Origin of the sequence: Citrobacter sp. CK189 (assembly GCF_030333505.1) — a bacterium.
GTDB lineage: Bacteria > Pseudomonadota > Gammaproteobacteria > Enterobacterales > Enterobacteriaceae > Citrobacter_B > Citrobacter_B koseri.
Window position 1 is genome coordinate 617,327 of the sequence record NZ_JAOWFV010000038.1, and the last position, 23,967, is coordinate 641,293.

General features: G+C 50.0%; 20 protein-coding genes, 2 tRNA genes and 1 pseudogene. 10 read left to right on the plus strand and 13 right to left on the minus strand.

The window, feature by feature from the left end:
• On the minus strand, positions 1-1,038 hold a 1,038-nt coding region (locus tag OGV83_RS12850), incomplete at its 3' end, for a YbdK family carboxylate-amine ligase (RefSeq protein ID WP_286463728.1).
• 243 nt (positions 1,039-1,281) lie between these two features.
• Between OGV83_RS12850 and OGV83_RS12855 the strand changes: the two genes are divergently transcribed.
• Complete coding sequence (locus OGV83_RS12855; RefSeq protein WP_104868499.1) at positions 1,282-1,845, plus strand: flavin reductase family protein; 564 nt, start codon at positions 1,282-1,284, stop codon at positions 1,843-1,845.
• Between the two features lie 86 nt (positions 1,846-1,931).
• Here the strand turns inward: OGV83_RS12855 and OGV83_RS12860 are convergent, their stop codons facing one another.
• From OGV83_RS12860 to OGV83_RS12880, 5 genes are all read right to left on the minus strand, one after another.
• Positions 1,932-2,909 (minus strand): FecCD family ABC transporter permease, encoded by a 978-nt coding sequence (locus tag OGV83_RS12860; protein ID WP_172958466.1) that lies wholly within the window; start codon positions 2,907-2,909, stop codon positions 1,932-1,934.
• A gap of 32 nt (positions 2,910-2,941) precedes the next feature.
• Complete coding sequence (locus tag OGV83_RS12865) at positions 2,942-3,691, minus strand: class I SAM-dependent methyltransferase (RefSeq protein ID WP_110494087.1); 750 nt, start codon at positions 3,689-3,691, stop codon at positions 2,942-2,944.
• The gene (locus OGV83_RS12870) at positions 3,621-4,634 is read right to left on the minus strand and encodes an ABC transporter substrate-binding protein (protein ID WP_286463731.1); all 1,014 of its coding nucleotides are present in this window, start codon (positions 4,632-4,634) and stop codon (positions 3,621-3,623) included. The genes OGV83_RS12865 and OGV83_RS12870 overlap by 71 nt, the downstream gene beginning before the upstream one ends.
• Complete coding sequence (locus tag OGV83_RS12875; protein WP_286463732.1) at positions 4,634-6,721, minus strand: TonB-dependent siderophore receptor; 2,088 nt, start codon at positions 6,719-6,721, stop codon at positions 4,634-4,636. The genes OGV83_RS12870 and OGV83_RS12875 overlap by 1 nt, the downstream gene beginning before the upstream one ends.
• Positions 6,722-6,945: 224 nt before the next feature.
• Positions 6,946-7,021, minus strand: a tRNA-Asn gene (locus OGV83_RS12880).
• A 6-nt stretch (positions 7,022-7,027) separates the two neighbouring features.
• On the opposite strand from OGV83_RS12880, the gene OGV83_RS21570 reads away from it, so the two are divergent.
• From OGV83_RS21570 to OGV83_RS12890, 3 genes are all read left to right on the plus strand, one after another.
• Positions 7,028-7,180: a DUF5951 family protein gene (locus OGV83_RS21570; protein ID WP_153258860.1), complete on the plus strand. Its 153-nt coding sequence runs from the start codon at positions 7,028-7,030 to the stop codon at positions 7,178-7,180.
• A gap of 1 nt (position 7,181) precedes the next feature.
• Positions 7,182-8,681 carry an EmmdR/YeeO family multidrug/toxin efflux MATE transporter gene (locus OGV83_RS12885; RefSeq protein ID WP_233593963.1) on the plus strand — a complete coding sequence of 500 codons (1,500 nt, stop codon included), beginning with the start codon at positions 7,182-7,184 and terminating at the stop codon, positions 8,679-8,681.
• Positions 8,682-8,768: 87 nt separating this feature from the next.
• Positions 8,769-8,844: transfer RNA gene (locus OGV83_RS12890), tRNA-Asn, on the plus strand.
• 101 nt (positions 8,845-8,945) lie between these two features.
• On the opposite strand, the gene OGV83_RS12895 is transcribed toward OGV83_RS12890, so the two are convergent.
• Together OGV83_RS12895 and OGV83_RS12900 are read right to left on the minus strand one after the other, a co-directional pair.
• Complete coding sequence (locus OGV83_RS12895; protein WP_012131810.1) at positions 8,946-9,485, minus strand: DUF2058 domain-containing protein; 540 nt, start codon at positions 9,483-9,485, stop codon at positions 8,946-8,948.
• Positions 9,486-9,612: 127 nt separating this feature from the next.
• Positions 9,613-10,086, minus strand: a complete 474-nt coding sequence (locus OGV83_RS12900) for a cold-shock protein (RefSeq protein WP_012131811.1) — start codon at positions 10,084-10,086, stop codon at positions 9,613-9,615.
• A 301-nt stretch (positions 10,087-10,387) separates the two neighbouring features.
• On the opposite strand from OGV83_RS12900, the gene OGV83_RS12905 reads away from it, so the two are divergent.
• Positions 10,388-12,121: an ABC transporter ATP-binding protein gene (locus tag OGV83_RS12905; RefSeq protein ID WP_286463733.1), complete on the plus strand. Its 1,734-nt coding sequence runs from the start codon at positions 10,388-10,390 to the stop codon at positions 12,119-12,121.
• Positions 12,122-12,296: 175 nt separating this feature from the next.
• On the opposite strand, the gene OGV83_RS12910 is transcribed toward OGV83_RS12905, so the two are convergent.
• Positions 12,297-12,623, minus strand: coding sequence for a winged helix-turn-helix transcriptional regulator (locus OGV83_RS12910; protein WP_012131813.1), 327 nt, complete (start codon positions 12,621-12,623; stop codon positions 12,297-12,299).
• Between the two features lie 90 nt (positions 12,624-12,713).
• On the opposite strand from OGV83_RS12910, the gene OGV83_RS12915 reads away from it, so the two are divergent.
• From OGV83_RS12915 to OGV83_RS12940, 5 genes are all read left to right on the plus strand, one after another.
• Positions 12,714-13,040 carry a nuclear transport factor 2 family protein gene (locus tag OGV83_RS12915; RefSeq protein WP_286463740.1) on the plus strand — a complete coding sequence of 109 codons (327 nt, stop codon included), beginning with the start codon at positions 12,714-12,716 and terminating at the stop codon, positions 13,038-13,040.
• Positions 13,040-13,819, plus strand: coding sequence for an SDR family oxidoreductase (locus tag OGV83_RS12920; RefSeq protein WP_058669334.1), 780 nt, complete (start codon positions 13,040-13,042; stop codon positions 13,817-13,819). The genes OGV83_RS12915 and OGV83_RS12920 overlap by 1 nt, the downstream gene beginning before the upstream one ends.
• 535 nt (positions 13,820-14,354) lie before the next feature.
• Complete coding sequence (locus tag OGV83_RS12930) at positions 14,355-15,977, plus strand: AAA family ATPase (RefSeq protein ID WP_248623240.1); 1,623 nt, start codon at positions 14,355-14,357, stop codon at positions 15,975-15,977.
• A gap of 191 nt (positions 15,978-16,168) precedes the next feature.
• Positions 16,169-16,546 (plus strand): helix-turn-helix domain-containing protein, encoded by a 378-nt coding sequence (locus OGV83_RS12935; RefSeq protein ID WP_248623241.1) that lies wholly within the window; start codon positions 16,169-16,171, stop codon positions 16,544-16,546.
• A 212-nt stretch (positions 16,547-16,758) separates the two neighbouring features.
• Positions 16,759-17,535 (plus strand): hypothetical protein, encoded by a 777-nt coding sequence (locus tag OGV83_RS12940; RefSeq protein WP_248623242.1) that lies wholly within the window; start codon positions 16,759-16,761, stop codon positions 17,533-17,535.
• Between the two features lie 111 nt (positions 17,536-17,646).
• On the opposite strand, the pseudogene OGV83_RS12945 reads toward OGV83_RS12940, so the two are convergent.
• From OGV83_RS12945 to shiA, 4 genes and pseudogenes are all read right to left on the minus strand, one after another.
• Positions 17,647-18,885, minus strand: a pseudogene (locus OGV83_RS12945) (IS110 family RNA-guided transposase).
• Positions 18,886-19,187: 302 nt separating this feature from the next.
• The gene (locus OGV83_RS12950; protein ID WP_286463743.1) at positions 19,188-20,966 is read right to left on the minus strand and encodes an aminopeptidase P family protein; all 1,779 of its coding nucleotides are present in this window, start codon (positions 20,964-20,966) and stop codon (positions 19,188-19,190) included.
• A gap of 15 nt (positions 20,967-20,981) precedes the next feature.
• Complete coding sequence (locus tag OGV83_RS12955) at positions 20,982-22,436, minus strand: AMP nucleosidase (protein ID WP_110494095.1); 1,455 nt, start codon at positions 22,434-22,436, stop codon at positions 20,982-20,984.
• A gap of 117 nt (positions 22,437-22,553) precedes the next feature.
• Complete coding sequence (gene shiA / locus OGV83_RS12960; protein ID WP_012131820.1) at positions 22,554-23,870, minus strand: shikimate transporter; 1,317 nt, start codon at positions 23,868-23,870, stop codon at positions 22,554-22,556.
• Between the last annotated feature and the right edge of the window lie 97 nt (positions 23,871-23,967).

Sequence of the window (23,967 nt, forward strand, 5' to 3'; positions counted from 1 at the left end):
ACTGCGTATTCTGTCTGAATCATTGATGCCCTTTTTGACATACCGGGCAATATATTGCAGAACGTACTTATCCTCATCACTGTGGGTGCGTAATGACAGGTTCTCTACGGTCTGCAATATCTGACTCGCCAGCGACTGACGCTGCCTGGTTAACGTGTTGACGTAGCTGGCCTGTAAGCCATCGCGCCGGGCGTTAAAGATATTGTATTTTTCAATAGCATGATGTTTTTTGACGATATTCGTCCGGTTGGCTAACAGATACTGAGCCAGTATTTTGCTATAGCCTGTGAGCATTGCGGCATGAAATATTGTCAGCGGCATATCGCATATTCTGATTTCAATTGTGCCCAGAGCAGGCTGTGGCCTGACGTACCAGTAAATATCTTTGATACTTTTAATGATCCCGACATCGACCATCTCGTTATAAAATACGACGAACTCGTCCCAGTTATAGATGTTTTCAATCAGTTCACTGTTCAGAAAGGCGTTCTGCCCGGTAAAGCGGGAACTTGAAAAAGAGGTATCCACGCCATCCAGCCACGGCGAAGAGGCGCTGAGTGCAACTAAATGGGGCAGGTAGGGAATAAGCGCATGACACAGATAAATGGCGTCATCGCCATCCTGAACGCCAATATGAATATGCTGCCCAAATACGCAGGCCATTTTGGTGATGTAGCCATAGCGTACGGCCAGATTTTGATGACGTTGTAAATCGCTAATCACCTGTTCTCGCCAGTCGCCATCTAAATGGCGGCCGCCGCCGGTAACATCGCAGCCGTGTTTTCTGGCGACTTCCCTGACGTTACAGGCTAATAAAGATAATTCTTCATGCAGTTTAAACACCGAAGAGTGTACTGAGCTGTTCAGTTCAATCATTGACTTGGTTAGCTCATGCTTTATTTGCTGAGTGTGCGCCATATCGGCCAGCACGATATCCGCTTTATCCACCAGCCTGGTATCGTTTCTGTCGATTAACTGGAGTTCCAGCTCGGTGCCCGTCGTAAACCGCAGTGAGCGGGTAAAAGGTAGAGATACCATAATGTCCTCTGCACTGAGTTGTTGTGGTTGGCCTGAAATTCTATTGTTAAAAGTGTAGGTCAGACGGTCATGCCTGCCAGAGGTGAATCGCGGAACCCTGATTACGGTCATAAAACCATTTTATTAGTATGGTTAATTTTTTGCGATATGACGAGAGAGAGTATGCTGTAGCGCGAGGACTGCTCAGGTATTACCGCAGCAGTGTGGCCTGTTTTTGTGGAACACTTTAACAGGAGTCATCTTATGAGCTTAGCTATCACTAAAGTTGATTATCCGGTCAGTCAGGTTCGCCGGTATTTAGAACCGGGCCCGGTTGTGTTGGTGTCATCCAAATGGAACGGGAAGACCAATATCATGACGCTGGGCTGGCATACCGTTCTGGAATTTTCTCCCTCGCTGGTCGGGCTGATGATTTCGGGCGGCAACCACAGTTTTGAGATGATCCGTCATAGCCGGGAATGCGTGATCAACGTTCCGTTGACGGATTTGGCCGAGACGGTCGTGCGAATCGGCAACTCGTCCGGCGCTGACATCGATAAGTTTGCCGAATTTAATCTTACGGCACAGGAAGCCGATGAGGTTGATGCCCCGCTGATCCAGCAATGTTATGCGAATTTTGAGTGCTGTTTGTATGATGATGTGCTGGTGGAACGCTACAATTTTTTCATTTTCGAGGTCGTGAAGGCGCATGTGGCCACATCACCGGAACACCCTGAGACGATTCACTATACAGGGAAGGGGGAGTTCATGGTGTCGGGCAAGACAATGAATCTGAGCGCGCTGTTCAGGCCGGAAATGCTTATCTGAGCGTTCCGGTGGCGCTCGTCACGGGTAAATGGCAGAAAGTCCGCTAAAAAGCGGGCTTTCTGCCAGGGATCGCCTTCGTCAGTATTTTATCGGGAAGTCCGTGAAATCAGGAACAGAAATACCGGAACCCCGAGCATCGCCGTCAGGATGCCGACGGGTAATTCACGGGGCGCAAACAGCGTTCGGGCAAGCGTATCAGCCAGAACGGTAAAAGTCGCGCCACACAGCATGGATGCCGGCAGCAGCGAACGATGGCGATGACCAATGAATATGCGGGCGATATGAGGCACGGTCAGCCCAATAAAACCTATTGCTCCGCAACATGCCACAATGACCGCAGTCAATAAGGTCAATAAACAATACAGGGCGAGCCTGATTGCGCCAACGTCCACACCAAGCGATGCCGCCGTCACATTGCCAAACGTGAGCACATCCAGCTCTATTGCCCGCCACCAGCAGAGCAGAAATATCGGCAACAGCACCAGTGCGCAAAGCAGTACCTGAAGCCAGGATGCCTGTGCAAAGCTTCCCAGCAGCCAGAACATCACCCCTCGCGTGGTGTCTGCATCCGTTTTCCAGAGCGTGGTTAATGATGTGGCGGCGGAGAGAAGCTGTGTCACGGCGACGCCGGTCAGGATAAAACGGCTGGACTGGCCGGATAGCGATTTCCGCGCCATGAAAAGCACCAGTGCGAAAGCCAGCATCGCGCCGCAGAACGCCCCGGCAGGTACAGCGGCCCAGCCCGCACTGAGACCAAGCGCAATGACCAGTACCGCGCCAAACCCTGCGCCGGATGAGATCCCCAACACCCAGGGGTCGGCAAGAGGATTACGTGTCAACGACTGGAGCACCGTTCCGGCCAGCGCTAATGCGGCACCCGCCAGCGCAGCAAGCAGGGTGCGCGGCATACGCAGAGACCATACGATCCGCTGATGAAGCGTTCCCGCTGTATCGCTATGCCAGTAGCCTGCCAGTATGGCATTTGCCACGTCCTTCATGGAAAAGGTCACCGGGCCATACATAATGGCAATGCAAAACGCCAGCATCAGGGCCGGAAACAGCATGGAAAGGCGAAAAACAGGAGAACGCAGCATGATTATTTCCAGCCAGCGATCACATAATCATCCAGGAATTGCCAGAGAGTACCCGTTTCGCTAAAACCCGCCTGGCGCAGAGCAGCGAGCTGGAATTCGACCGTGGTGGGCAGCGGTGTCGGGCGGTCTTTAAAGATAGCGGTGCGCGCGTCCATCAAATCAGCCAGCTCATGATGACGGGTGGCCGATGCAAACCAGCTATCCCAGTCCTGCACTCCCGCTGTCCAGGCTTTTTTCTGCGTATCTTCGTCATGAAGCTGGGCAATCCGTTTCTGGCATGGATTGCGATTATCAAATCGCTGATGATCGGCGTTCATGAATAAGCCATGTTCATCCAGCAGGTTAAAGATGTTGCGATAAAGCGCGACCTGCTGTTCCGGCAGCAGCCAGTGGATGGCCGTGCTGGAAACAACGGCCTGCGGTTTGTCGGTCATGGCGGCAAAGCAATCCGCTGTTGCAATATCGCCGCTGAAGAACTGAATACGGTCACTGTATTCAGATAAGGCTTCTTTGGCCAGCGTAAGCAGAAGCGGGTCGAGGTCAATAGCCGTTACTCTTATCGCCGGAAAGCGATTCAGAAGACGCATGCTGAATGAGCCTGGACCACAGGCCAGATCCACCACATGGAATTCTTCGCCATATAGCATTGCCAGAACATCCAGCGCGGCGTTATAGCGTTCTTCACGGTGAGCGATGTAGGCGCTTTGTTGTTCGTCCCAGTTTTTCAGTAATTCGCGGGCTGGAAAGGTCATGTTGTTCCTTAGCGTGTATTTGTGTGACTAGTCGGTGAAGGGCCAGAACTGAACGCGCAGATGCGTCCATGTCATAGCCAGGTAAAATGATGTAACGTTTTGCTCTAACCGCCTTCATGCCTGCGGTGAGGGGATTACGTTCAAGAAAATCGATTTTGCTCCGGGCGCTGTCGCCATCTCCCCCCCTTTGCAGATCGCCCAGGATCAGGTAGTCAGGGTCCCGTTCGGCAATGACCTCCCAGCTCATGGCGGGCCACAGTTCAGCACTGTTATCAAAGATGTTTTTACTGCCGATGGTTTTGGTTAACAGCTCAGAAGCGCCATAACCACCCGCCACATAAGGTGTTGCCGTACCGGAATACCACCACATGAGCGTTCTGCGTGGCAGTTTTATGCGGCTGTCAGCCGCGACCTGTTGCTTCAGTTCATTGATAAGCGCTTCTGCACGCGGCTCCACGCCATATATGCGCGCAATATTACGCAACTCGTCGTAGATGCTGTCGAAGGTTACAGGCGCAGGAGGCCCACTTTGCAGGCCATTGCACATCCCTTCAATGAGCCAGCTTCCAATTCCCCATTCAGCCATCCTTTCACGACCGGCGGTCTCCGGGCTGTTAAACCAGTAGTAGCTGCCGGAATAGATAAAATCTGGCCGGGAACTCAGCAAGGCCTCTCCCGACCAGGGCGAACTGTCGAGACGTGCTTTTAGCGGTTTGTACCAGGGGGAGGGCGCGGTATCTTCATCTGGCCGATAACCGACAGCACTGATCACGGAATCTCCCAGATGTAATGCGAGCATGTTTTCCATTGCGGTCGGCATATAGACGATTGCCCGCTGTGGTACATGCTCAAACGTCCAGGAGCTTCCGCAATTCTGTAACGTAACGGGATGCGCAAAGCTGGCGAAGGTTGCCAGCAATGCGAGAGAGGCCAGGCGTTTCATCAGAAGCGCATGTTGACATAGGCTTCGTAAGTTCGACCTGGCGCAATCATTTCTTGCCCTGTATAAGTACGCTGCCAGGTGTAGAAGCGATCCGTCAGGTTACGCACGCGGGCGCCTACGGTAACGTCCTTAATCACTTCATAATCGGCGTTCAGGTCGACGGTCGTGTAATCGCCCATTTTGTTTTTGTTGGCATCATCGTTATAGCTACTGCCAACATAGTGGAGCTGCGCGCCCAGCCCCAGTTTGCTAATCGGCATATAACGGCCAGAAAGGTTAGCCGTCCACTCCGGGATATAGCGCGGCTGATTACCGGAAAGGTCCTGCGTACCTTGTTTGAAATTGTCAAAGCGCGCATGGGTATAAGCCACATTACCCGCCAGCGCGACGCTATCCAGCGGTTTAATCAATCCGCTGAACTCAATGCCGCGCGAAGTCTGCTTGCCAACCGCATTCCATACACCGGCCTGGACAGCCGATTGCTGATAAAGATTTTTTTTCTGGAGATCGTAAACGGCCAGCTTCATTTCGCCGTGGTCGAATGTCCCTTTTACACCGGCTTCATATTGCTGAACTTCTGTAAGCGGCAGGGACGTTTGTTCAGGGCTGATAAAGAAGATATCGCTGCCGGGCTCTTTACCTGTGGAATAGTTGGCATATACCGTCCAGTTTTCGTTAATGGCCCAGCTCGGCCCAATACCAACGCTCATAAAGCTATAGCTATGATTGATGGTTTTATTGTCCTGCTGGTAATTCCAGTGCATGTCCAGGTTGGTATAGCGCAACTGGCTTAACAGGGCGACAGCATCAGTAATATTCAGATTGTCTTCCAGCAGCAAGGCATACTGGTTCTGAGTGATGTGACGAACAGGTGAGCGCATCTTGCCACCCGCACCGGTGCGAAAGTCATTGGAGACGGGGTTGGTCAGCAGAACCTCTTCGCCCCCCGGGAAGCCGTTAGAATAGTACTGGAATTCGCGTTTTGAAAAATCGACACCCGCAGTCACGCGGTTGGCGAATGATGCAATCGGGTGATCCCAGGTGACCATTGTACGGTTGCCAGTCAGCTTGTCATCATGAGCAAGATCGCCATAAGAATCACGGGTAACATAGCCCGCTTTGTTTGACGGGTAATAGCGTTCAACGTTCTGCCATTCGCGGAAACCTTTGTAATAGTAGAACTGGTTATCAAAGGTTACATCAGGCGTTGCATACCAGGACTGGGTTGACTGGAATGAGGTTGCCTGGCTGCGGATATGCGCATCCTGAATGTTGTTGTAGTTTACATGGCGCAAGTCGCGATCAACTTTACCGTTGATGACAGGCGTCCCGAAATAGGGATTGCGCATATCCGTTAAGCTACGATCGATGTCAAAAGTGACCTGTGTGTTATCGGTCGGCGTCAGCAGGAGCTGTGCGCTGACACGCTTCGGGCGACTGCGATCTTTATCAACCTGAGTGCCGGTATTTGATGCGCTTACATCCACGCGGCCAGCAGCTATACCCTCAACAAGCGTACCGCCCGCGCCGATGTGGGCGCGATGGCTGTTATAGCTTGACCAGCTATAGTCAGCTTCTACTGGCTGTCGACCAAAGGTTGCTTTACGTGATATCAGGTTGACGCTGCCACCGGCAGAACTCAGACCATTTAAAACGGAGCCTGTGCCATACAGGATGTCCACGTTTTCATAATGAACCGGGTCGGCGATTTGAATGGTGCTACCGGGTACAGCCACGCCGTTTAGCAGCCAGGAAACGCCGGAGAAGCCGCGCAGTGAAACGCTGTTTGAGAGCGTAGGTGAGCTGGTGCCGGACATGCCCGGGGCGGTCTCAACAACCTCGGTGAGCGTGCGTTTTCCCTTAGCCGTAATGGTTCTGGCGCTGATGGTTTCAGTATGGCGTGGCGTTTGCTTATCGGTCAGACCGAGACGTGAGGCTGAGCCGGATGAAAGACGTGCCGAGTCGGATTCGGCGGAATAGTCGGATACGTCACTGCCGGTGACGACGATGGTTTCATCTGCTGCATAGGCCAGAGGCGAAGTATTTACTGCTACTGCGAGAGCTATCAAAGAAGGCTTAAGTTTCATAGGTTGGCATTACATTATAATGGATATGTTATAACATAACATATCTCATAAAGAAAAAAAGTAGGCAAATGAGAACAAGTGGGAAGGGGGCTGGAGAGGTCTGTGGGGTGTCCAAAAACGACAGGCGTCAAAAAACCGGCAATCCTTATCAGGACAACCGGTTCAATTTAACTACTGCTTTTAAAACGCCTCAAGACTCACTGAGATATCTCGAGACTAAAATCTGGCTCCTCTGACTGGACTCGAACCAGTGACATACGGATTAACAGTCCGCCGTTCTACCGACTGAACTACAGAGGAATCGTTGTGGAGGCTTATCTTAGCGGCGAAAAATCTTTTGTCAAACCTCATTTCCCTGGTGACGGTTCAATTGCTGCTTCTCTCAACAGTTTGTTGCAATTGCAGACATTTTACAGGGAAAAAACTTTGCAGCTTTTTGGATTCTCCCTCATTATTTGAAATGAGGTTTCAACTTTCTTCATTAAGGTCCACTTTGAACGTCTCCGCAGTCTTACGCCAGGCCGTCTCCCGTACGCCCTGGTATGCCAAACGTAAGAGTTATAAGGTTCTTTTCTGGCGTGAAATCACCCCGCTTGCCGTGCCTATCTTTCTGGAAAATACCTGTGTACTGCTAATGGGGGTGCTGAGCACCTTTCTGGTCAGTTGGTTGGGTAAAGAGGCGATGGCCGGGGTAGGGCTTGCCGATAGCTTCAACATGGTCATTATGGCGTTTTTTGCTGCTATCGATCTGGGGACAACCGTGGTTGTGGCGTTTAGCCTGGGAAAACGCGATCGTCGTCGCGCCAGGGCCGCCGCAAGACAGTCACTGGTGATCATGACGCTTTTTGCCATCGTGCTGGCGGCGGTTATTCACTATTTTGGCGAACAGATTATTGATGTCGTGGCTGGGGAGGCGTCTTCCGAGGTGAAGGCTCTGGCGCTGACATACCTGGAACTGACGGTGATCAGCTATCCCGCTGCGGCCATCGCCCTGATTGGCAGTGGCGCATTGCGTGGAGCCGGAAATACCAAAATTCCGCTGTTGATCAATGGTGGCATGAATATTCTTAACATCATGATCAGCAGCGTCCTGATTTATGGCGTTTTTTCCTGGCAGGGGTTGGGTTTTGTCGGGGCGGGACTCGGGCTGACCATCTCTCGCTATATCGGAGCCGTCGCCATCATCTGGGTGTTGATGATTGGTTTTAACCCGGCATTGCGCATTACGTTGAAGAGCTATTTTAAGCCGCTGAACTTCACCATTATCTGGGAAGTGATGGGGATTGGTATCCCTGCGAGTATCGAATCTGTTTTGTTCAACGGTGGGAAATTGTTAACGCAGATGTTCGTAGCGGGAATGGGGACCAGCGTTATTGCCGGTAACTTCATCGCTTTTTCAATTGCCGCGCTGATCAACCTGCCCGGAAACGCGCTGGGTTCTGCATCGACAATCATCACTGGCCGACGGCTGGGGAATGGTCAGATTTCCCAGGCAGAGATTCAGCTTCGTCATGTGTTTTGGCTATCGACCATTGGACTGACCGCGATTGCATGGTTGAGCGCGCCGTTTGCGGGACTGATGGCCTCGTTTTATACCCACGATCAGGATGTAAAAGATGTTGTCGTGGTTCTGATTTGGCTGAACGCGGCGTTTATGCCGATTTGGTCTGCGTCCTGGGTGTTGCCCTCAGGGTTTAAAGGGGCGCGGGACGCACGTTTTGCAATGTGGGTTTCGATGCTGGGGATGTGGGGCTGCCGCGTGGTTGCGGGTTATACGCTGGGGATCGTGCTTGGCTGGGGCGTTGTCGGGGTCTGGCTGGGGATGTTCTTTGACTGGGCGGTGCGCGCCGCACTGTTTTACTGGCGTATGGTCAGCGGCCGTTGGCTATGGAAATACCCGCGTCCTGAGCGTGAAGAGCGCATAAAATCGCCCGTTCAGCCTGAATCTCCAACGAAATGAAGAATATTTCGGCAAACGAACGTGTTTGTGCATTCAGGCTTTGACAATGATCGTGAGCGTCGTTAATATGCGCCCCGTTCACACGATTCCTCTGTAGTTCAGTCGGTAGAACGGCGGACTGTTAATCCGTATGTCACTGGTTCGAGTCCAGTCAGAGGAGCCAAATTTAGAAAAGCCCGCTTTTTAGCGGGCTTTTTGCTTTCCGTCATCGGCATTCAGTTCTTTCAGTGCCCGGCACGCCGGACGCTGAACGACAAACGTTGATTACCACATCAAATCATCAGGCACTTTAAAATCAGCATACGGATCTTCTTCGTCCTGCTCTTCCTGACTAAGCGCACTATTTAGGACGATACTGTTAGCATCTCGCTGTGCAATTTTATCGGCTACGCTTGCGGGGATAATCGCGTATTCACATTCCCCACCGTTATCAACAACCAAACGCGCAATGGCGAGGCGGCCATTAATCAACTGGGCTTGCGTCGCCTTATCCACATCTATTTTTTTAATTAAGTTATTATCTGTGAAGTTAAAACCAATATCGCCTTTTGAAATGCTGATTCTATTCATTTCAATAAGTTGCTTCACCTGCGCTTTATATTCTTTGGATAAAGCCGCTTGTTTTTGTTGCTCGCTTAGCTGTTTATCACGCTCAAGTTGCGCTTTTTTATTTTCTTCCACAGCCTCTCTTGCTTCACGCGCCTGAACTCGTGATTTTTTAGCCGTTCTCTGGACTTTGGCCATTTTTTTACTGGTTACTAATCCTGCTTTTAGCATCTGCTCTTGTAAGGTGAGTTTTGTCATCTTCGTTTCTGAAACCGTTGAATAATGTATGTGATTATACCCGTAATTTTTGCGTCTGTACCTGGCGCACGCGAGCCGGAATTCTGTTTATGAATGGCGCAGGATTCCGGCACGGGATTCAGATGAATTACTTGAGCAGTTTCACCGTGGCCTCTATGTCTATCTCATCTTCCGAGAAGATTAACGTCGTTCCCTGGAAGGTGGTGATTGCCAGTTTTCTCAGCGAGCGCATTTCACCGGGCTTTGCGGCTGATTTGGGTCTGATACTACTCATCAGCACGCCCACAGACAGCACCGCGTTTTCTTTATCAATTCGGGTATCGGCTGGCACTTCTTCGCTGTAAACCAGATAAGACTTGATCGACGTGAGCTTCAGGCGCTCGCCCGCGATATAGATGTATTTGCTTTCCGGGATGACTTTCACAGCATAAGCGGACAAGCCTTTGTTATTGGTGGTGGGTTCAAAAGTCACCGCCGCGTCTTTCTTAATCAGCTCAGGGTTGGCAACCTTAATCACATGAAAATAGCGATTATCACCGTTTTCATCTTTGATAAATCCAAAACCTTTATCTTTAAACCACGTTGTGATTGTTCCGTTCATCGCCTTACCGCCTGGTTAATCGTTTATCTACTCAGTTTTTACAGCGCGCAGTGTAAAGCACAATGCCCACGCAGACCATGTCTTTGGCTTAAGTTTGGGTGATAAATGTCCATCAGACCAGGGGGGCGTTGGGGGAGGGGAAGTCGCGATTGCATTTGGCCGATGGCCAGAGATGGGAGAGAACGTCTACTTCACAACCCAGTTCACTGTTACATTCCATTAATGCAATTGAGTGCCATTCTCATCTATCATGATCTGCGACTCACACGATCTATGGCTACTGCAACAAGGGAGGTCGTCAGTGCTACTGGCTATCAGGTACGTCTTTGCGTCATGCCCACTTCGTATTACCGCACTTATCGTCGTTGTGTTGCTTCAGGGGCTGATACCGGCCCTCAACATCTTTATGACCGGCCAAATAATCAACACGCTGCATGCAGTGCAAACCACCGACGGCGATCTGATGCTGAACGTTGCGGTCTGGTGTGTTTCACTCCTTGGCATGCAGCTTATGCAGCCTCTGGTCAATCTTGTTCAGGGGGATGTCACGGAGATTTCGACCAATCACTTCAGCGCTAAGATTATGTGCCGTATGAACGACTCCTTTTCCCTGAGCCTGTTTGATAATAAGGAGCGTTACGAGCAACTGGAATATTTGAAAAAAGAAGCGGCGTATCGACCGCTTAATTTCATCATCTGTATCATTTACGTTATCCGGGCAATCGTCATGGCCGGCAGTCTGCTGCTGGTTCTGATCAACTATTCAGGAGCAGGGGCGGCCATTTGCGCGCTTTCCGCCATACCGATGATTGCCATCAATATGCGTATCCAGCAGAGATACGTGCGGGATTTATTCTTCACGTCTAAAGATGCGATTGCGATGCGCTACGTATATGGCGTCAGTATGGACAAGAGTTTTTTGCAGGAGATCCGGCTTTACGGTCTTGGTAAATATCTGCTGACTAAATTCAATGCGTCCGCTCGCAATACCTATAATCGCATGCACAAACAGCGCATCCGCGCGCTAATCACGCCTGTGCCGGCCATGATGCTGAGCCTGACTATGCTGTTCGTCGGGGTAACTCTTTTTTTAAACAACTTACGCACCAGTGATATTGCCGTGAGTGCGCTGGTGATGGTGTTTCAGTCCATTGTGATGATGAAATCGCACCTCGACGAGATAGCCAATTATGGTTCGAATCTCGTCAGCATGAGCAGTTTTTTCACCCGCTACCATGCGTTTATGACGGATAAGATTGAACCGGTGAAAAACGGGCACCTTACCTTACCCGCCGAAACACCTTTTGCCCTCAGCATCCACAGACTTCGGTTTCAGTATGAGGGGCGTAATCATCCAGCCCTGAATGGGGTTAACCTTGAAATTGCCCCCGGTGAAAAGGTCGCTATTCTCGGTGAGAACGGCAGCGGAAAAACAACTCTGATTAAAATGATCCTGCGCATGTACGCCTTCAGTGAGGGGGCGGTGTCTGTGTCAGGCGTGCCGCTCGACAGGTTGGATATTGAAAGTTACCGGAACCAGATAGCCACCGTGTTTCAGGATTACGGAAAGTACGAGTTCACGGTGGGCGAAAACATTGCCCTGAATAATTATGATGCAGAAACCCCGTCGCCAGCGGTTGATGAATTGCTGAAAAAGGTAGGATTTCCGTATGACCAGCACACCCGGCTGGGCAAGCAGTTCGGCGGCGATGAACTCTCCATAGGGCAGTGGCAGCGGCTCGCGATTGCACGGGCGCTATACCGAAAGTCCAATCTGTTTATTTTTGATGAGTTCTCTTCATCACTCGATCCTGAAACTGAGCACCGGCTGTTTAATGATATTCTTGCCCTGAACACAACCGTGATCGCAGTGACGCACAGGCTCGGTAATATAAAAGAGTTCGACAGGATTATCGTGATGTCTGCTGGAGAGGTCATCGAAAATGGGGACTTCACTGCGCTGATAAGCCATCGGGGGAAATTTTACGACATGTGGCATGCGCAGTTTAAATCGGTGATGACTCAGGCAGTTTAATACTACGGGAATGGTACGCAGGTATTTGCACGTTATTCCAGATGTAACCCATTCAAATATATCGTCATTGTTCCCCGGTGTACGCCGGACAAGAGGTTCGGCATAACCATGTCCGATTTGAGCGAAAACCAGATATCAGTGATTTTCGCTCACGACAAAAAGGCCCTGGTGACAACTAATCCTCGCGTTTTTCCGCCCATTTCAGCATTGCATCAAGGGCCGGGCACAGTTCTTGCCCCCACTCGGTCAGGCGATATTCCACTTTCGGCGGCACCTGAGGGTACACCGTGCGTGATACTATGCCGTCGGCTTCCAGTTGTCGCAGTTGCTGAGCCAGCATCTTCTGTGAAATACCCGGGATCAGTTTTTCAAAATCAGAATAGCGCTGTACCTTTCCATCGAACAGATGAAAAAGAATAATTAATTTCCAGCGACCTTCCAGCAGTCGCAGCACATGCTCCACGCCGCTTGCGGCAGATTCTGGAGTGTATAACTTACTCATAATTCAGTTGCTCACTTTTTCGTGCGTACTTGTCAATTTCACAGTCTATGTTGAAAATTCCTGTACTGTAAACAACGGGAGTAAAGCGCCATGTCATTAGCCCTACCGCACGCTATTTCTGACTATTTTGCGATCAGCAACGGAGCAGATATTGCCAACGTTAAGTACTGTTTTACTGCCGATGCTGTCGTGACAGACGAAGGTAAAACGCATAAGGGACACGCAGCGATCGAGGCATGGCAACGTGCCGCACAGGCCGCGTTTGACTACAGCGTTGAGCCGGTTCAGCTCCTCACCGAAGGTCACCGGGTGACAGTCACCTCAAACGTCGTCGGTAATTTTCCCGGCAGCCCGATAGTGCTTAAGCATGCTTTCGGCCTGGTCGGCGGCAAGATCAACACACTGGAGATTATCTGATGTCGTTAGATCTTGATTTTCAGGACAAACGCATACTGGTTACTGCCGGCACCAAAGGCGTCGGCAAAGCGGTCGTTGGATTATTAAAGCAACTGGGTGCCAGGGTGTTAACCACCGCGCGTCATACGCCCACAGAATGTATCGCCGACGCCTTCGTGGCGGCGGACCTGACCACAGTCAACGGGTGTGCTTCAGTAGCTGAAGCCGTTCAGAAGCATCTGGGCGGTGTCGACGCCATCATCCATGTTGCGGGCGGTTCTACCTCACCTGGAGGTGGTTTTGCAGCACTGGGCGAAACGGAGTGGCAGCAGGAACTCAACCTTAATCTGCTGCCAGCGGTACGCTTAGATCGTGCGCTGCTGCCAGGGATGCTGGCGCAGGGCAGCGGGGTTATCATTCACGTCACCTCTATCCAGCGTGAACTGCCGTTACCGGAATCGACCACCGGTTATGCGGCGGCAAAAGCTGCGCTGTCGGCGTACAGCAAGAGCCTGTCGAAAGAGGTATCCCCGAAGGGGGTTCGTGTGGTTCGTGTTGCGCCCGGCTGGATCGAAACCGAGGCTTCGGTAGCGATGGCAGAGCGACTGGCGAAGCAGGCGGGAACGGATTACGAAGGCGGTAAGCAAATCATCATGAATGCACTCGGGGGTATTCCTCTTGGTCGTCCGTCAAAGCCCATTGAGGTGGCGAAGCTCATTGCTTTCCTCGCGTCGTCCCATGCTGCCACCATCACCGGCACCGAATATGTGATAGATGGCGGCACCATCCCGACGGTGTAATCATGTATCTTAATCGGCCCGAATTATGAGCCGATTAAGATCGCCAGAGACAGAAAATGGTTAATCGTAGCGTCCGTTTTGACGCAACACTGCCCGACGTAAGTGAACAGTCTGCTATGGGCGAGAAGCGGACATAACATCCTCAGGATAGCTAGTAATCAGAGTTGTCCCATCCCCCATTTTGGTATGAAGCTTTTCCAAGCAGGATACTTTATGCTGGTTATAATCTCTTGTAGTATATATCAATGCTAACACTAGAGAAATCAGATCCATTTTCTTTAGAATCCCTTCGCTTAATCGAAATGTTGTCAGTAGGAACTTGCCACCGTTATTGGTGATAGCGGCGTAAGCAATTTCACTATTGGGGCAATGAATAGTGATAAAGCGTTATGGGTATTGGCAAAGAATACCTTGGTGATCCGATAGGATGTGGCAATACCAGAAGCAAAGGAGGAAGGATACCATCGCTAGGGAAAATTTTGTTATCTTAAGATATCAGTCGAACAACTTACTTTAGGAATAGCGAGGTTTTAAATTGAAATCTTTACAACTAAATAAAACTGGAGTTGGTAACATAACTGTAGATATTGATAATGGTGATGTTGTTTTCCTTATTGGCTCAAACGGCTCAGGGAAATCTTCACTAGTTAATCATTTCCATAGGCAATTACCAGATAACCATGTAAAAATTATAAGTGCACACAGACAGAATTGGTTCAATGATTCAGTTATTGATATGACAGGTAGTGAAATTGAGAATATAAATCAAAACAATAGACACTATCGTACACTAGTCGATTCTCGGTGGAAGTTATATCAAGGCGAAAGTACTAACAGAATGGTAGTGGCAAAATTAAAAAGGCACATTAATCGAAGAGCTAGAGAAATAGAATCTGCGTATGATAGAAATACTTTAAATGATCCGGAGTTTAAAGCTCCAGAATCGCCTCTTGTAGTAATTAATTCTCTGATAGAAAAATCAAACATGGATATATCTATTCATGTTGATAAAGATGACAATTTCATTGTCAAGAACCGTAGTTATAATGATGATGTCACATACAGTATTGCTGAACTGTCTGATGGCGAGAAAAATGCATTGCTTATTGCCGCTGACGTTCTTACGTCATCACCTGGTACGCTCATCATTATGGATGAGCCTGAAAGGCACCTACATCGAGCAATAACACTCCCTCTTCTTAGTGAATTAGTCTCTTTAAGAAGTGATTGTTCATTTTTAATCTCGACTCATGAAATTCTATTCCCGTCTTTCTTTATTAATTCAAAAGTTATTTTGGTTAGATCTTGTGAGTATGTTTCGAAAGATCCATCATCTTGGACTTTGGATATATTGGATGGTAGTGATGACATACCCGAAGAGATAAAAGAAAGCATATTCGGTTCAAGGCGAAAGGTTCTCTTTGTAGAGGGTGATCAAAATAGCCTTGATTTATCTATATATTCATCTTTATTTCATGATTTTAGTGTAATACCAAAAGGGAGCTGTAAAGATGTTGAGGCTTCTGTTGTTGGTATCGCATCTAACCGTAGTCTTCAGTGGGTTGAAGCCTATGGGTTGGTTGATAATGATAATAAAACACAAGGTGAAATTTCCTCTCTTTTATCTCGGCGGGTTTATACCTTAGATGTTCATTCTGTCGAGTCAATTTATTATCATCCAGAAGTCATACGAATTGTTATAAGTGCATATGCAGACTATCTTGGAATAGAAAATAAAAATGAAGTTTTTGATAGCATAAATGAAGAAATAATTAAGGTGATGAATAGCAACAAGGATCGTTTGTGCTCAAGATCTATAGAAAAAATAGTTAGAAGTAAGGTTTTTTCAAACATACCAACTCAGGCTCATATAAATTCCAATGAAGACTTTCATTTCCATCTAAATATAAATGAAATTCGCCTTGCTGAAGTTGATATTTTCGACACGGCTATTCAAAACAATGATGTCGTTACTTTGATGACTAGATATCCTATCCGAGAGACTGGCTTGCTAAACACCATAGCTAAGAAACTCGGTTTTCCTGATAGAAAAAGATATGAGTTAAATGTGAGAAACATCATCAGAACCCATAGTTCAGCCCAATCATTGCTCAAATCTCTACTTGGCGGATTGTACGAAGCTATTTACCCCATGTGAGACTAAACTACCTATATTGGGTCCGCTTGGAAAATGGGAAACATCTTACATTAAGCCTGCTTTTTAAGCAGGCTTAACAGACAACTATGAGCGAATAGCGGACAAGATAATAGTTAAAAGAGAAGAAAAGTTAGATACAATAAAACAGTAGGTTATATTTTTAATTAACACATAACAGGTCTTTCGATTGGATGAAAACAATATTAGCAACACTGGCAAAAGGGAATGCCAAAGATAGGCTGGCTGTTATCGCCGATATAGCAACCCTTGCGGGCGTATCAGTAGCAACGGTCACTGCTGGGGTTTTAACCTTAGTCGCTGGGACTGGCAAGTTGAATGTAGAAAATTTTTTTGGAGCGACAATTTTATCCCTTACTGGACTAGCTGTAGGTTGCTGTTTGGTAGCCGGATTCATCTGGGTTATAGTTCAATTGTCGAAACCGTGGGGAGCGCCACGCGGAGTTCAGAGCTTAGTAATGTGTGCTGTCTGGCTTATGTTCATCATTATTGTATTATTTGCAGTTATGTTTTTTTACAGCCTAATCTCCTCTTTCAGAATTTTATTATAAAGCGACTTAACGCATATCAATGCTATTTATGTCCGCTCCTCGCACGAAGCGGACAAGTTACCTGAGCTGTAGGTACGCAGCGAGCGAAAGAGGATATTAACTTATAGATTGAAAGAGGATTCAAATGTCAATAACGCGACTTTCTGGAATACTTATCGTGTCGCTGACTAAGTATCTACCCCTAAAGAACCTCATACACATTAGGTGGTCTTATGGAAATATTCTTTAAATCGTATCAGACTGAAGCCTGTTGCTTATGCGGGTCTAGTGGTTCTCTCACCGGAGAGCACAAAATAAAAGCTTCGGCGTTGAGAAAAATTTTTGGAAGCAATGCAATGGTCATTGGAAATTTTGATGATGGTGGTATTCTTCGTGCAGCACAAGGTCCTAAGTCTAAGGCTTTCCATTTTTCGGTACGAATGTGCTCTTTATGCAATGGCTCACGCACGCAGCCTGCAGATCAGGAATTTGATCGATTTCACACTTTAGTGTCATCGCTTTTATCGGAAGGCAGGGATCCTTCCGAGGTGTTTAATATGCCACAGTATAATTTGGACTCAGAAGCTTACCTCAATGTGTTTAGATATTTTTCCAAAATTTTATGCTGCCAAATTGCAGAAGCAGGCGGCCCTCGCCCATTAGAAGCTTGCGAATTTGCTATAGGGAAAACAAGCAGGAATATTATTTTTCTACACATTGATATAGATCCAATCTACCAGACTTATCGAGATACATACGGAGAACATGATTTTGCAAAACATGGAGGACTTATTGTCCCTTTTGACTCAAAAACACACAACCCAACATGTTTCCAGAGCTCGTTAAGTTTGGGTGCAGTGAGATATCTTTTTTGGGTTAGATTTGATGCACTTGTTGGAATTGAGTTACGTACATCCCATAATGAATTTTGGCTCAAATGTGAGGCAGCGTATCAAGAGGCTATAAAAAATCCACTATCGGATGAACAGCGATATCGCTTAGGTATTTAATTAAACTATGTGAAATACGATACTGTTTTGATTTGAAGGTCTGAAGATTTCCGGCCTTGCTCCGTACGGAGCAAGCGTCCGCTTCACGCCCTGAGACATTCGACAAGCTTTTTATGGCTTCAGTAAGGGCGACTTTCGCGCTTCCAGTGCCAGCAAGTATTTCGCTTCGTCGTACCGGGTTTTGGTCTTCCAACAACGGTAAATGATCCTTATCCATTTAAACGCCAGAGCCCGGATCGCTGACTGATGAGATTTCCCTTTTTCTCGCTGGCCCTGGTAATAAAGTCTGGCCCAGTACGATGAGTTAACCGTCTTCGCAGTCCATTCCACGAATGTCTGTCGGACGAACTTTGCGCACTGCCAACGCCAGTGTACCCAGGATTTTTGACCACTTCGCTCGGTTACTGGTGCGATGCCAGCGTAGTTTTGAATTTCTTCTGCGCTGTTGAAGCGGTCGCGGTTATCACCCAGTGCGGCAAGCATCCGTGGGCTCATACACGGGCCCATTCCAGGGAGTGATTTGAACAGTTCTGCATCCGGAAGCGTATCGAATAAGGATTCAATACGTTCGTCGTAGGTTCTGATTAGGTCGCCTGTCAGTTTGATTTGGGATGCAAGTGCTGTTGCCATCAATGCATTTGCCTCGATGACAGTTTTATCTGTGGTCAGGGGAATAGCGCTGGCAATACTTGCAACCCGCTGTTCGGTATATGCAACAGCAGGACCACCTTTAGCATTCATAAAATGACGGACAGTATCGCTGCGAGCACGTTTGAGTTGTTGCAGACTCGGCCAGCGAATGATTAGCTCACAGAACAGTGAGCTGTCCCGATGGGAGAACCATTCCAGGAGCTGGGGGTAATACTGCTTAAGCGTATTGATGAGCCGATTAACAAAGCGACGCTTGTCTTCGACCAGCAGTCGTCGCTGCTCAACTAATTGCTGGAGTAATCGGATATCCGGATTGTCGGCTTCAATGGCTTTTATCTTGTGGGGATAACGTAGCATCAGGTCTAATGCCAGCTCAGCATCCTGCGGATCATCCTTCGCACCGCTGGGCCAGAAAGCCTGTCGGTAGCGGGCCAGTGACAACGCGTGTACTGGAAAAACAGTGACAAATGGGTACTTCTGGAGTGCATACACCACCGGGCCTTTCTTCAGCTCAACGGCAATAGCAATCCTGCCTTTCGCCCTCTGGTGTAACTCATTGAGCTAGATATCAAGTGCCTCAGGCGTATGTTCAATCACATGAAATATGCGATCACCGTTTTTAAACTGAACGCAGACATCGTGTTTTTTATCTGCCCAGTCCAGACCAACATGAGCAGCAAACTGATCTTTCGCAGTCATCACCAACTCCTTTTTATCGGGGATTGGTATGCATTCCACGCTCTTCGAAAGAAATATAGTCAGCAGTTTTTTCTGCATGCCCTGAGTATTCGTTAGCGAACGTGGAGCACTTACTGGCTCGAAAGCAAAGCGGCAATCATCAAATCACATGATTCTGGCACAATATTCGTAACCAATAAGGGCATACCCTGAATCACTTAAAAGTGTAACTCTCAGGGTGTGAATGACTATACCTGGCACAAACCCGACCCTCTACCCAAAAAGCCCACTTTTAGCGGGCTTTTGGTTTTCAGCATACAGGGTTAATTTGCGCGCACCCGTATGGGAGCGGTGGCGGCGAACAGCCACGGGCGGGCGTTGCTTTCTACGCGAGGGGATAATGTTTCTCTTATCTGCTGATGGTACTCATCAATCCACAGTTTTTCTGCCTCGCTAAGCAGATGTAATTCCACGAGACTTAAGTCGATCGGCACCAGCGTCAGTGTGGAGAATTTGCAGAAACCAGGGCGGCTTTCGACAATTTCGACCTGATTTTCAATGCGGATACCGTATTGTCCGGCGAGGTAATAGCCCGGCTCTATCGTAATGATGTTGCCCGCCACCAGCGGCCAGGGGTTCACTTTTTTGGCGATACGGTGTGGCTGCTCATGAATCAATAGCTGATGGCCTACGCCGTGTCCCGCACCGTGATCGTAATCCAGACCAAGATCCCAAAGCGCCCGGCGGGTAAAGGCGTCAAGCTGGTGTCCCTGAGTTCCGCTGGGGAATTGCAGGGTAATCAGCGACAAAAAGCCCTTCAACACAGCGGTGTAGTGTAACCGACGCTGCGGCTCCTGCGGCCCAAATGCGAGGGTACGGGTCGTGTCTGTCGTACCGTTCTGATATTGACCGCCCGAATCGTTCAGATACATCTCCTGGGTTGTGACTGGCGCGTTTGTTTTCTCGCTTGAATGATAGTGGCACATGGCGGCATTGCCTGCCGATGCAGAAATGGTGTTAAAGCTCTGCTCAAGAAATCCCGGTTGTTGCTGGCGATAAGCCAGCTGTTTTTCCTGGGCTTCCAGCTCCGTTATCGGATTGCCTGCGGCTTCACGCAGCGGCACTTCGTGCGCCAGCCAGGCGAGGAAATTAACCCAGGCGGCGCCGTCCTGCTCATGGCATTCGCGGTATCCTGCCAGCTCGGTTTCGTTCTTGTGCGCTTTCATCAGCGTAATCGGATCTGCTGACCAGATGACGTCACCGCCATGCTGCTCAATAGCGAAGCGCAGGGCGACCGGGGCGAAATCTTTATCAACCAGGAAACGCTTTCCGGCCGCGCGTTGCTGACAGCGTGCAAGGAACTCACCCGGCGGGGAAATGGTCAGCGTGCTGAGCAAACTTGCAGGTAACGGCTGAGTTTTCTTTTCATCAACGAACCATTCCAGTTCGCCCGTGCGGTGCAATAACGCAAACGAGAAGGGAACAGGCACCATGTTGAGGTCGCTGCCGCGCACGTTCAGCGTCCAGGCGATATTATCCGGCAGGGTGATCGGCAGGTAATCCGCCTGCTGTTTTGCCAGTTCGTCGAGAATGCGCGCGCGTTTCTGCGCGCTGCTTTCACCGCTGATTTCAACGGGCATTTCCCGGATGATGCCGCAGGGGGCGGCAGGGCGGTTTTGCCATACAACGTCGAACGGATCGCTGTCTAACGCCACCAGTTCGCAGTGGGTGGCTGAGAGTGTCTCAAACTGGCTGTTGACCATCAGCAGAGGTTCGAAGGCAATACGTGCGCTGGAGGCAACCTGTTCCTGCAAATACTCCGCAAGCGGCTCGTTATGCAGGTGATGAATTTCAAAATCATTACGATCGACTTCGGCGCGGGCCTGAACCTGGTAGCGGCCATCCACAAACAGCAATGCGCGGTCGCGAAGCACTAACGCCAGTCCGGCAGAACCGCTAAAGCCCGTTAACCAGGCCAGTTTATTATCGTGTGGCGTACAGTCCTCGCTTTGATGAGCATCGGCGCGAGGAACGATCATGCCATCCAGCCCCTGTGTAATCAGGAGATTACGCAGGGCGGAAAGGGGAGTTGGGTTGCTCATAGACACCTTCATGCCTTAACGGAACGGCGGTTCGTTGAATGTGCGCAGTTTACGTGAGTGCAGGCGATCGCCTTCTGCGCGTAACAGATCAATGGCGCGAATGCCGATTTGCAGGTGCTCCGAAATCGCACCTTCATAGAAACGGTTAGCCTGGCCGGGAAGTTTAATCTCACCGTGTAACGGTTTGTCGGAGACGCACAATAGCGTGCCGTAAGGTACGCGGAAGCGATAGCCCTGGGCGGCAATTGTGGCGCTTTCCATATCAATGGCGACGGCGCGGCTCAGGTTGAAACGCAATGCGGAGGCGGAGTAGCGCAACTCCCAGTTACGATCATCGGTGGTGACGACCGTACCGGTACGCAGCCGCTGCTTAACCTCTTCGCCAGGCATGCCGCTCACCATTTTCGTGGCGTCATACAGCGCGCGCTGAACTTCTGCGATGCTGGGGATGGGAATATCGGGCGGCAGTACGGCATCGAGCACATGATCGTCACGTAAGTAGGCGTGCGCCAGCACATAGTCGCCAATCGCCTGGCTTTCACGCAGACCGCCGCAGTGACCAATCATCAGCCAGACGTCCGGGCGCAGTACCGCCAGGTGATCGCAAATAGTTTTGGCGTTTGACGGCCCGACGCCAATATTCACCAGCGTAATCCCCTGGCCGTCAGCCGTAATCAGGTGCCAGGCTGGCATCTGGTGTTTTTTCCACGCCAGATCGGAGATGGCTTCTTCGGGAGCCTCGGTTTCTGCGGTGATCCAGATCCCGCCAGCACAGGAAAGTGCGATATAGGGACTGTCCGGGTCCAGAATCTGGCTGCATCCCCAGCGCACAAATTCGTCTACATAGCGGGTGTAGTTGGTAAACAGAACAAAGGGCTGAAAATGTTCAACCGGCGTCCCCGTGTAGTGACGCAGTCGCGCCAGCGAGAAATCGACACGGCGCGCGTCGAAGTGAGAGAGCGGATAAAACTCACCGGGGTGGAACAAACCGTCTGCGGTCTCGTCGCCAATCTGCGCCAGTTCAGTGGTGGGGAAAAAGCGCGTCAATCCGGCGCTCATGGAGCGGTCAAGCGACAGCTCGGAACCGTCAATGACATAAGGATACGGAATTTCATGATGGGACGGTTCAACCGCAATATGCGCGTCATAATCCTGATACAGCAGCGTTAATTGCTCTTCAAGGTAAGGGCGAAACAGCGCAGGACGGGTGATGGTTGTGGTGTAGCAGCCAGCATGGGTAAAACGGCCATAGGCGCGGGTCTTGGGGGGATTCGTCGCATTACCGCTCCAGGAGACGGAAAGCGATGGGTAAACAAAAAGGCCATTATTTCGGGCTGTAATGTCTGGAAGCTCCCCGTTTTCAACATACTTACCAATTGCGTTACGCAGAGCCTGAACCGATTGCTCGTAGAGTTCGTCCAGTTTATCCAGCGCCTGAGACGGGGTCAGGCCGGCGCCCTTATTATTCATGTCTGTCTCCTTGTTCCACAGGTGTACTGCTCTCCCGATAGTATGTCACAGGAATGTGAAACAAAAGTCAGACGTTGCGTAAGAACAGACGGAGGCCAGACGGCCCCCGTACAGGGATTAGACGTGTGGTTTATTTTTCATCAACAGCGCCGTAACGGCAGAGATCAGGCAGCCTGCCAGCAGGTAAATGGCAACGCTGTGCCAGTTCCCATCGGAGAAGGTGACCAGTGCGGCGGCGATAAAGGGAGTGAACCCGCCGCCCACGACGCTGGCGACCTGGTAACCGACTCCGGCACCGCTGTAGCGATAACCTGCACCGAACATGCCGGTAAACATCGGCTGCTGTACGCAGACCACCATATCATGAGCAATATTGGCCAGCATGATGGAGAAGAACACAATCCAGAAGATTGACTGGGCTTCAAGCGCCATAAAAAACGGGAATGCGCTGAGCGTACCGATTAAGGCACCTGTAATATAGACACGCCGACGACCGAAGCGGTCCGCAAGCCAGGCAAAGCAGGGAATCGTCAGGCAGCTTAGTCCCCCCACCAGCAGACCAATATTCAGAAAAAGCTCACGCGGAAGGCCCAGATTTTGGGTGGAGTAGTTCAGGGCGAACGCGGTGACGATATACATCGTCAGCAGCTCGCACAGGCGCAGGCCGATGATTTTCAGAAATGCGCCAGGGTGGCGGCTCAACGCCTCCATGACCGGCAAGCGTTTTTTCGCCGGTGGTGTTTCCTGTTTTTGCTGTTCAAATTCGGCGGACTCTTCCATGCCATTGCGCACCCATAAGGCGCCAAGCACCAGAATAATGCTAAACAAGAATGGGATGCGCCAGCCCCAACTCAGAAACTGTTCATCGGTCGTCAGCGTGCTGATCAGCGAGACCAGACCGGTCGAGAGCAGCAGCCCTACGCCATAACCCACCTGAACGCCGCTGCTGTAAAACGCTTTTTTGTTCTCCGGCGCGCTTTCAACCGACAGCAATGCCGCGCCACCCCATTCGCCACCGACGGCAAAACCCTGAACAGCCCGTAATATCACCAGTAATACCGGCGCCCACCAGCCTATAGTGGCGAAAGAAGGGAGGATGCCAATCAGTGCGGTAGCGATACCCATCATCCATACGGTCAGCATCAGCATACGCTTGCGGCCCAGACGATCGCCGAAGTGGCCGAAGATCACACCCCCCAGCGGGCGAAACAGAAAGCCAACGCCGAAGGTGGCAAACGCCGCGAGTGTGCCCATCGCCGGGCTGATTTGCGGGAAGAATTCACGATTAAACACCAGGGCAGCGGTGATGCCATAGAGCAGAAAATCGTACCAGTCGACGACTGCGCCAGCGAAGCTTCCTAATGCGGCGCGGCGCGCGCGATTAAGCGAAGGCGTCTCATCCTGGGGACGCGTGGAGGTGAGGGTGGAATCCATAGTTATCCTGTCTGTGCTGTTTTTTTAGTTATTAGTATGGAGAAATGATGACTCATATTGCTGCCGACATATTAACGGCCTTTATGAGACTACCGCG

Excerpts from the sequence above, each read along its gene's own strand:
- OGV83_RS12920 (WP_058669334.1), top strand. The coding sequence starts at position 13,040 with ATGTCGTTAGATCTTGATTTTCAGGACAAACGCATACTGGTTACTGCC.
- OGV83_RS12865 (WP_110494087.1), bottom strand. The coding sequence starts at position 3,691 with ATGACCTTTCCAGCCCGCGAATTACTGAAAAACTGGGACGAACAACAA.
- OGV83_RS12895 (WP_012131810.1), bottom strand. The coding sequence starts at position 9,485 with ATGACAAAACTCACCTTACAAGAGCAGATGCTAAAAGCAGGATTAGTA.
- OGV83_RS12955 (WP_110494095.1), bottom strand. The coding sequence starts at position 22,436 with ATGAATAATAAGGGCGCCGGCCTGACCCCGTCTCAGGCGCTGGATAAA.
- OGV83_RS12950 (WP_286463743.1), bottom strand. The coding sequence starts at position 20,966 with ATGAGCAACCCAACTCCCCTTTCCGCCCTGCGTAATCTCCTGATTACA.
- OGV83_RS12935 (WP_248623241.1), top strand. The coding sequence starts at position 16,169 with ATGAAAACAATATTAGCAACACTGGCAAAAGGGAATGCCAAAGATAGG.
- OGV83_RS12900 (WP_012131811.1), bottom strand. The coding sequence starts at position 10,086 with ATGAACGGAACAATCACAACGTGGTTTAAAGATAAAGGTTTTGGATTT.
- OGV83_RS12875 (WP_286463732.1), bottom strand. The coding sequence starts at position 6,721 with ATGAAACTTAAGCCTTCTTTGATAGCTCTCGCAGTAGCAGTAAATACT.
- OGV83_RS12855 (WP_104868499.1), top strand. The coding sequence starts at position 1,282 with ATGAGCTTAGCTATCACTAAAGTTGATTATCCGGTCAGTCAGGTTCGC.
- OGV83_RS12915 (WP_286463740.1), top strand. The coding sequence starts at position 12,714 with ATGTCATTAGCCCTACCGCACGCTATTTCTGACTATTTTGCGATCAGC.
- OGV83_RS12885 (WP_233593963.1), top strand. The coding sequence starts at position 7,182 with ATGAGGTTTCAACTTTCTTCATTAAGGTCCACTTTGAACGTCTCCGCA.
- OGV83_RS12860 (WP_172958466.1), bottom strand. The coding sequence starts at position 2,909 with ATGCTGTTTCCGGCCCTGATGCTGGCGTTTTGCATTGCCATTATGTAT.
- shiA (WP_012131820.1), bottom strand. The coding sequence starts at position 23,870 with ATGGATTCCACCCTCACCTCCACGCGTCCCCAGGATGAGACGCCTTCG.
- OGV83_RS12870 (WP_286463731.1), bottom strand. The coding sequence starts at position 4,634 with ATGAAACGCCTGGCCTCTCTCGCATTGCTGGCAACCTTCGCCAGCTTT.
- OGV83_RS12910 (WP_012131813.1), bottom strand. The coding sequence starts at position 12,623 with ATGAGTAAGTTATACACTCCAGAATCTGCCGCAAGCGGCGTGGAGCAT.
- OGV83_RS12940 (WP_248623242.1), top strand. The coding sequence starts at position 16,759 with ATGGAAATATTCTTTAAATCGTATCAGACTGAAGCCTGTTGCTTATGC.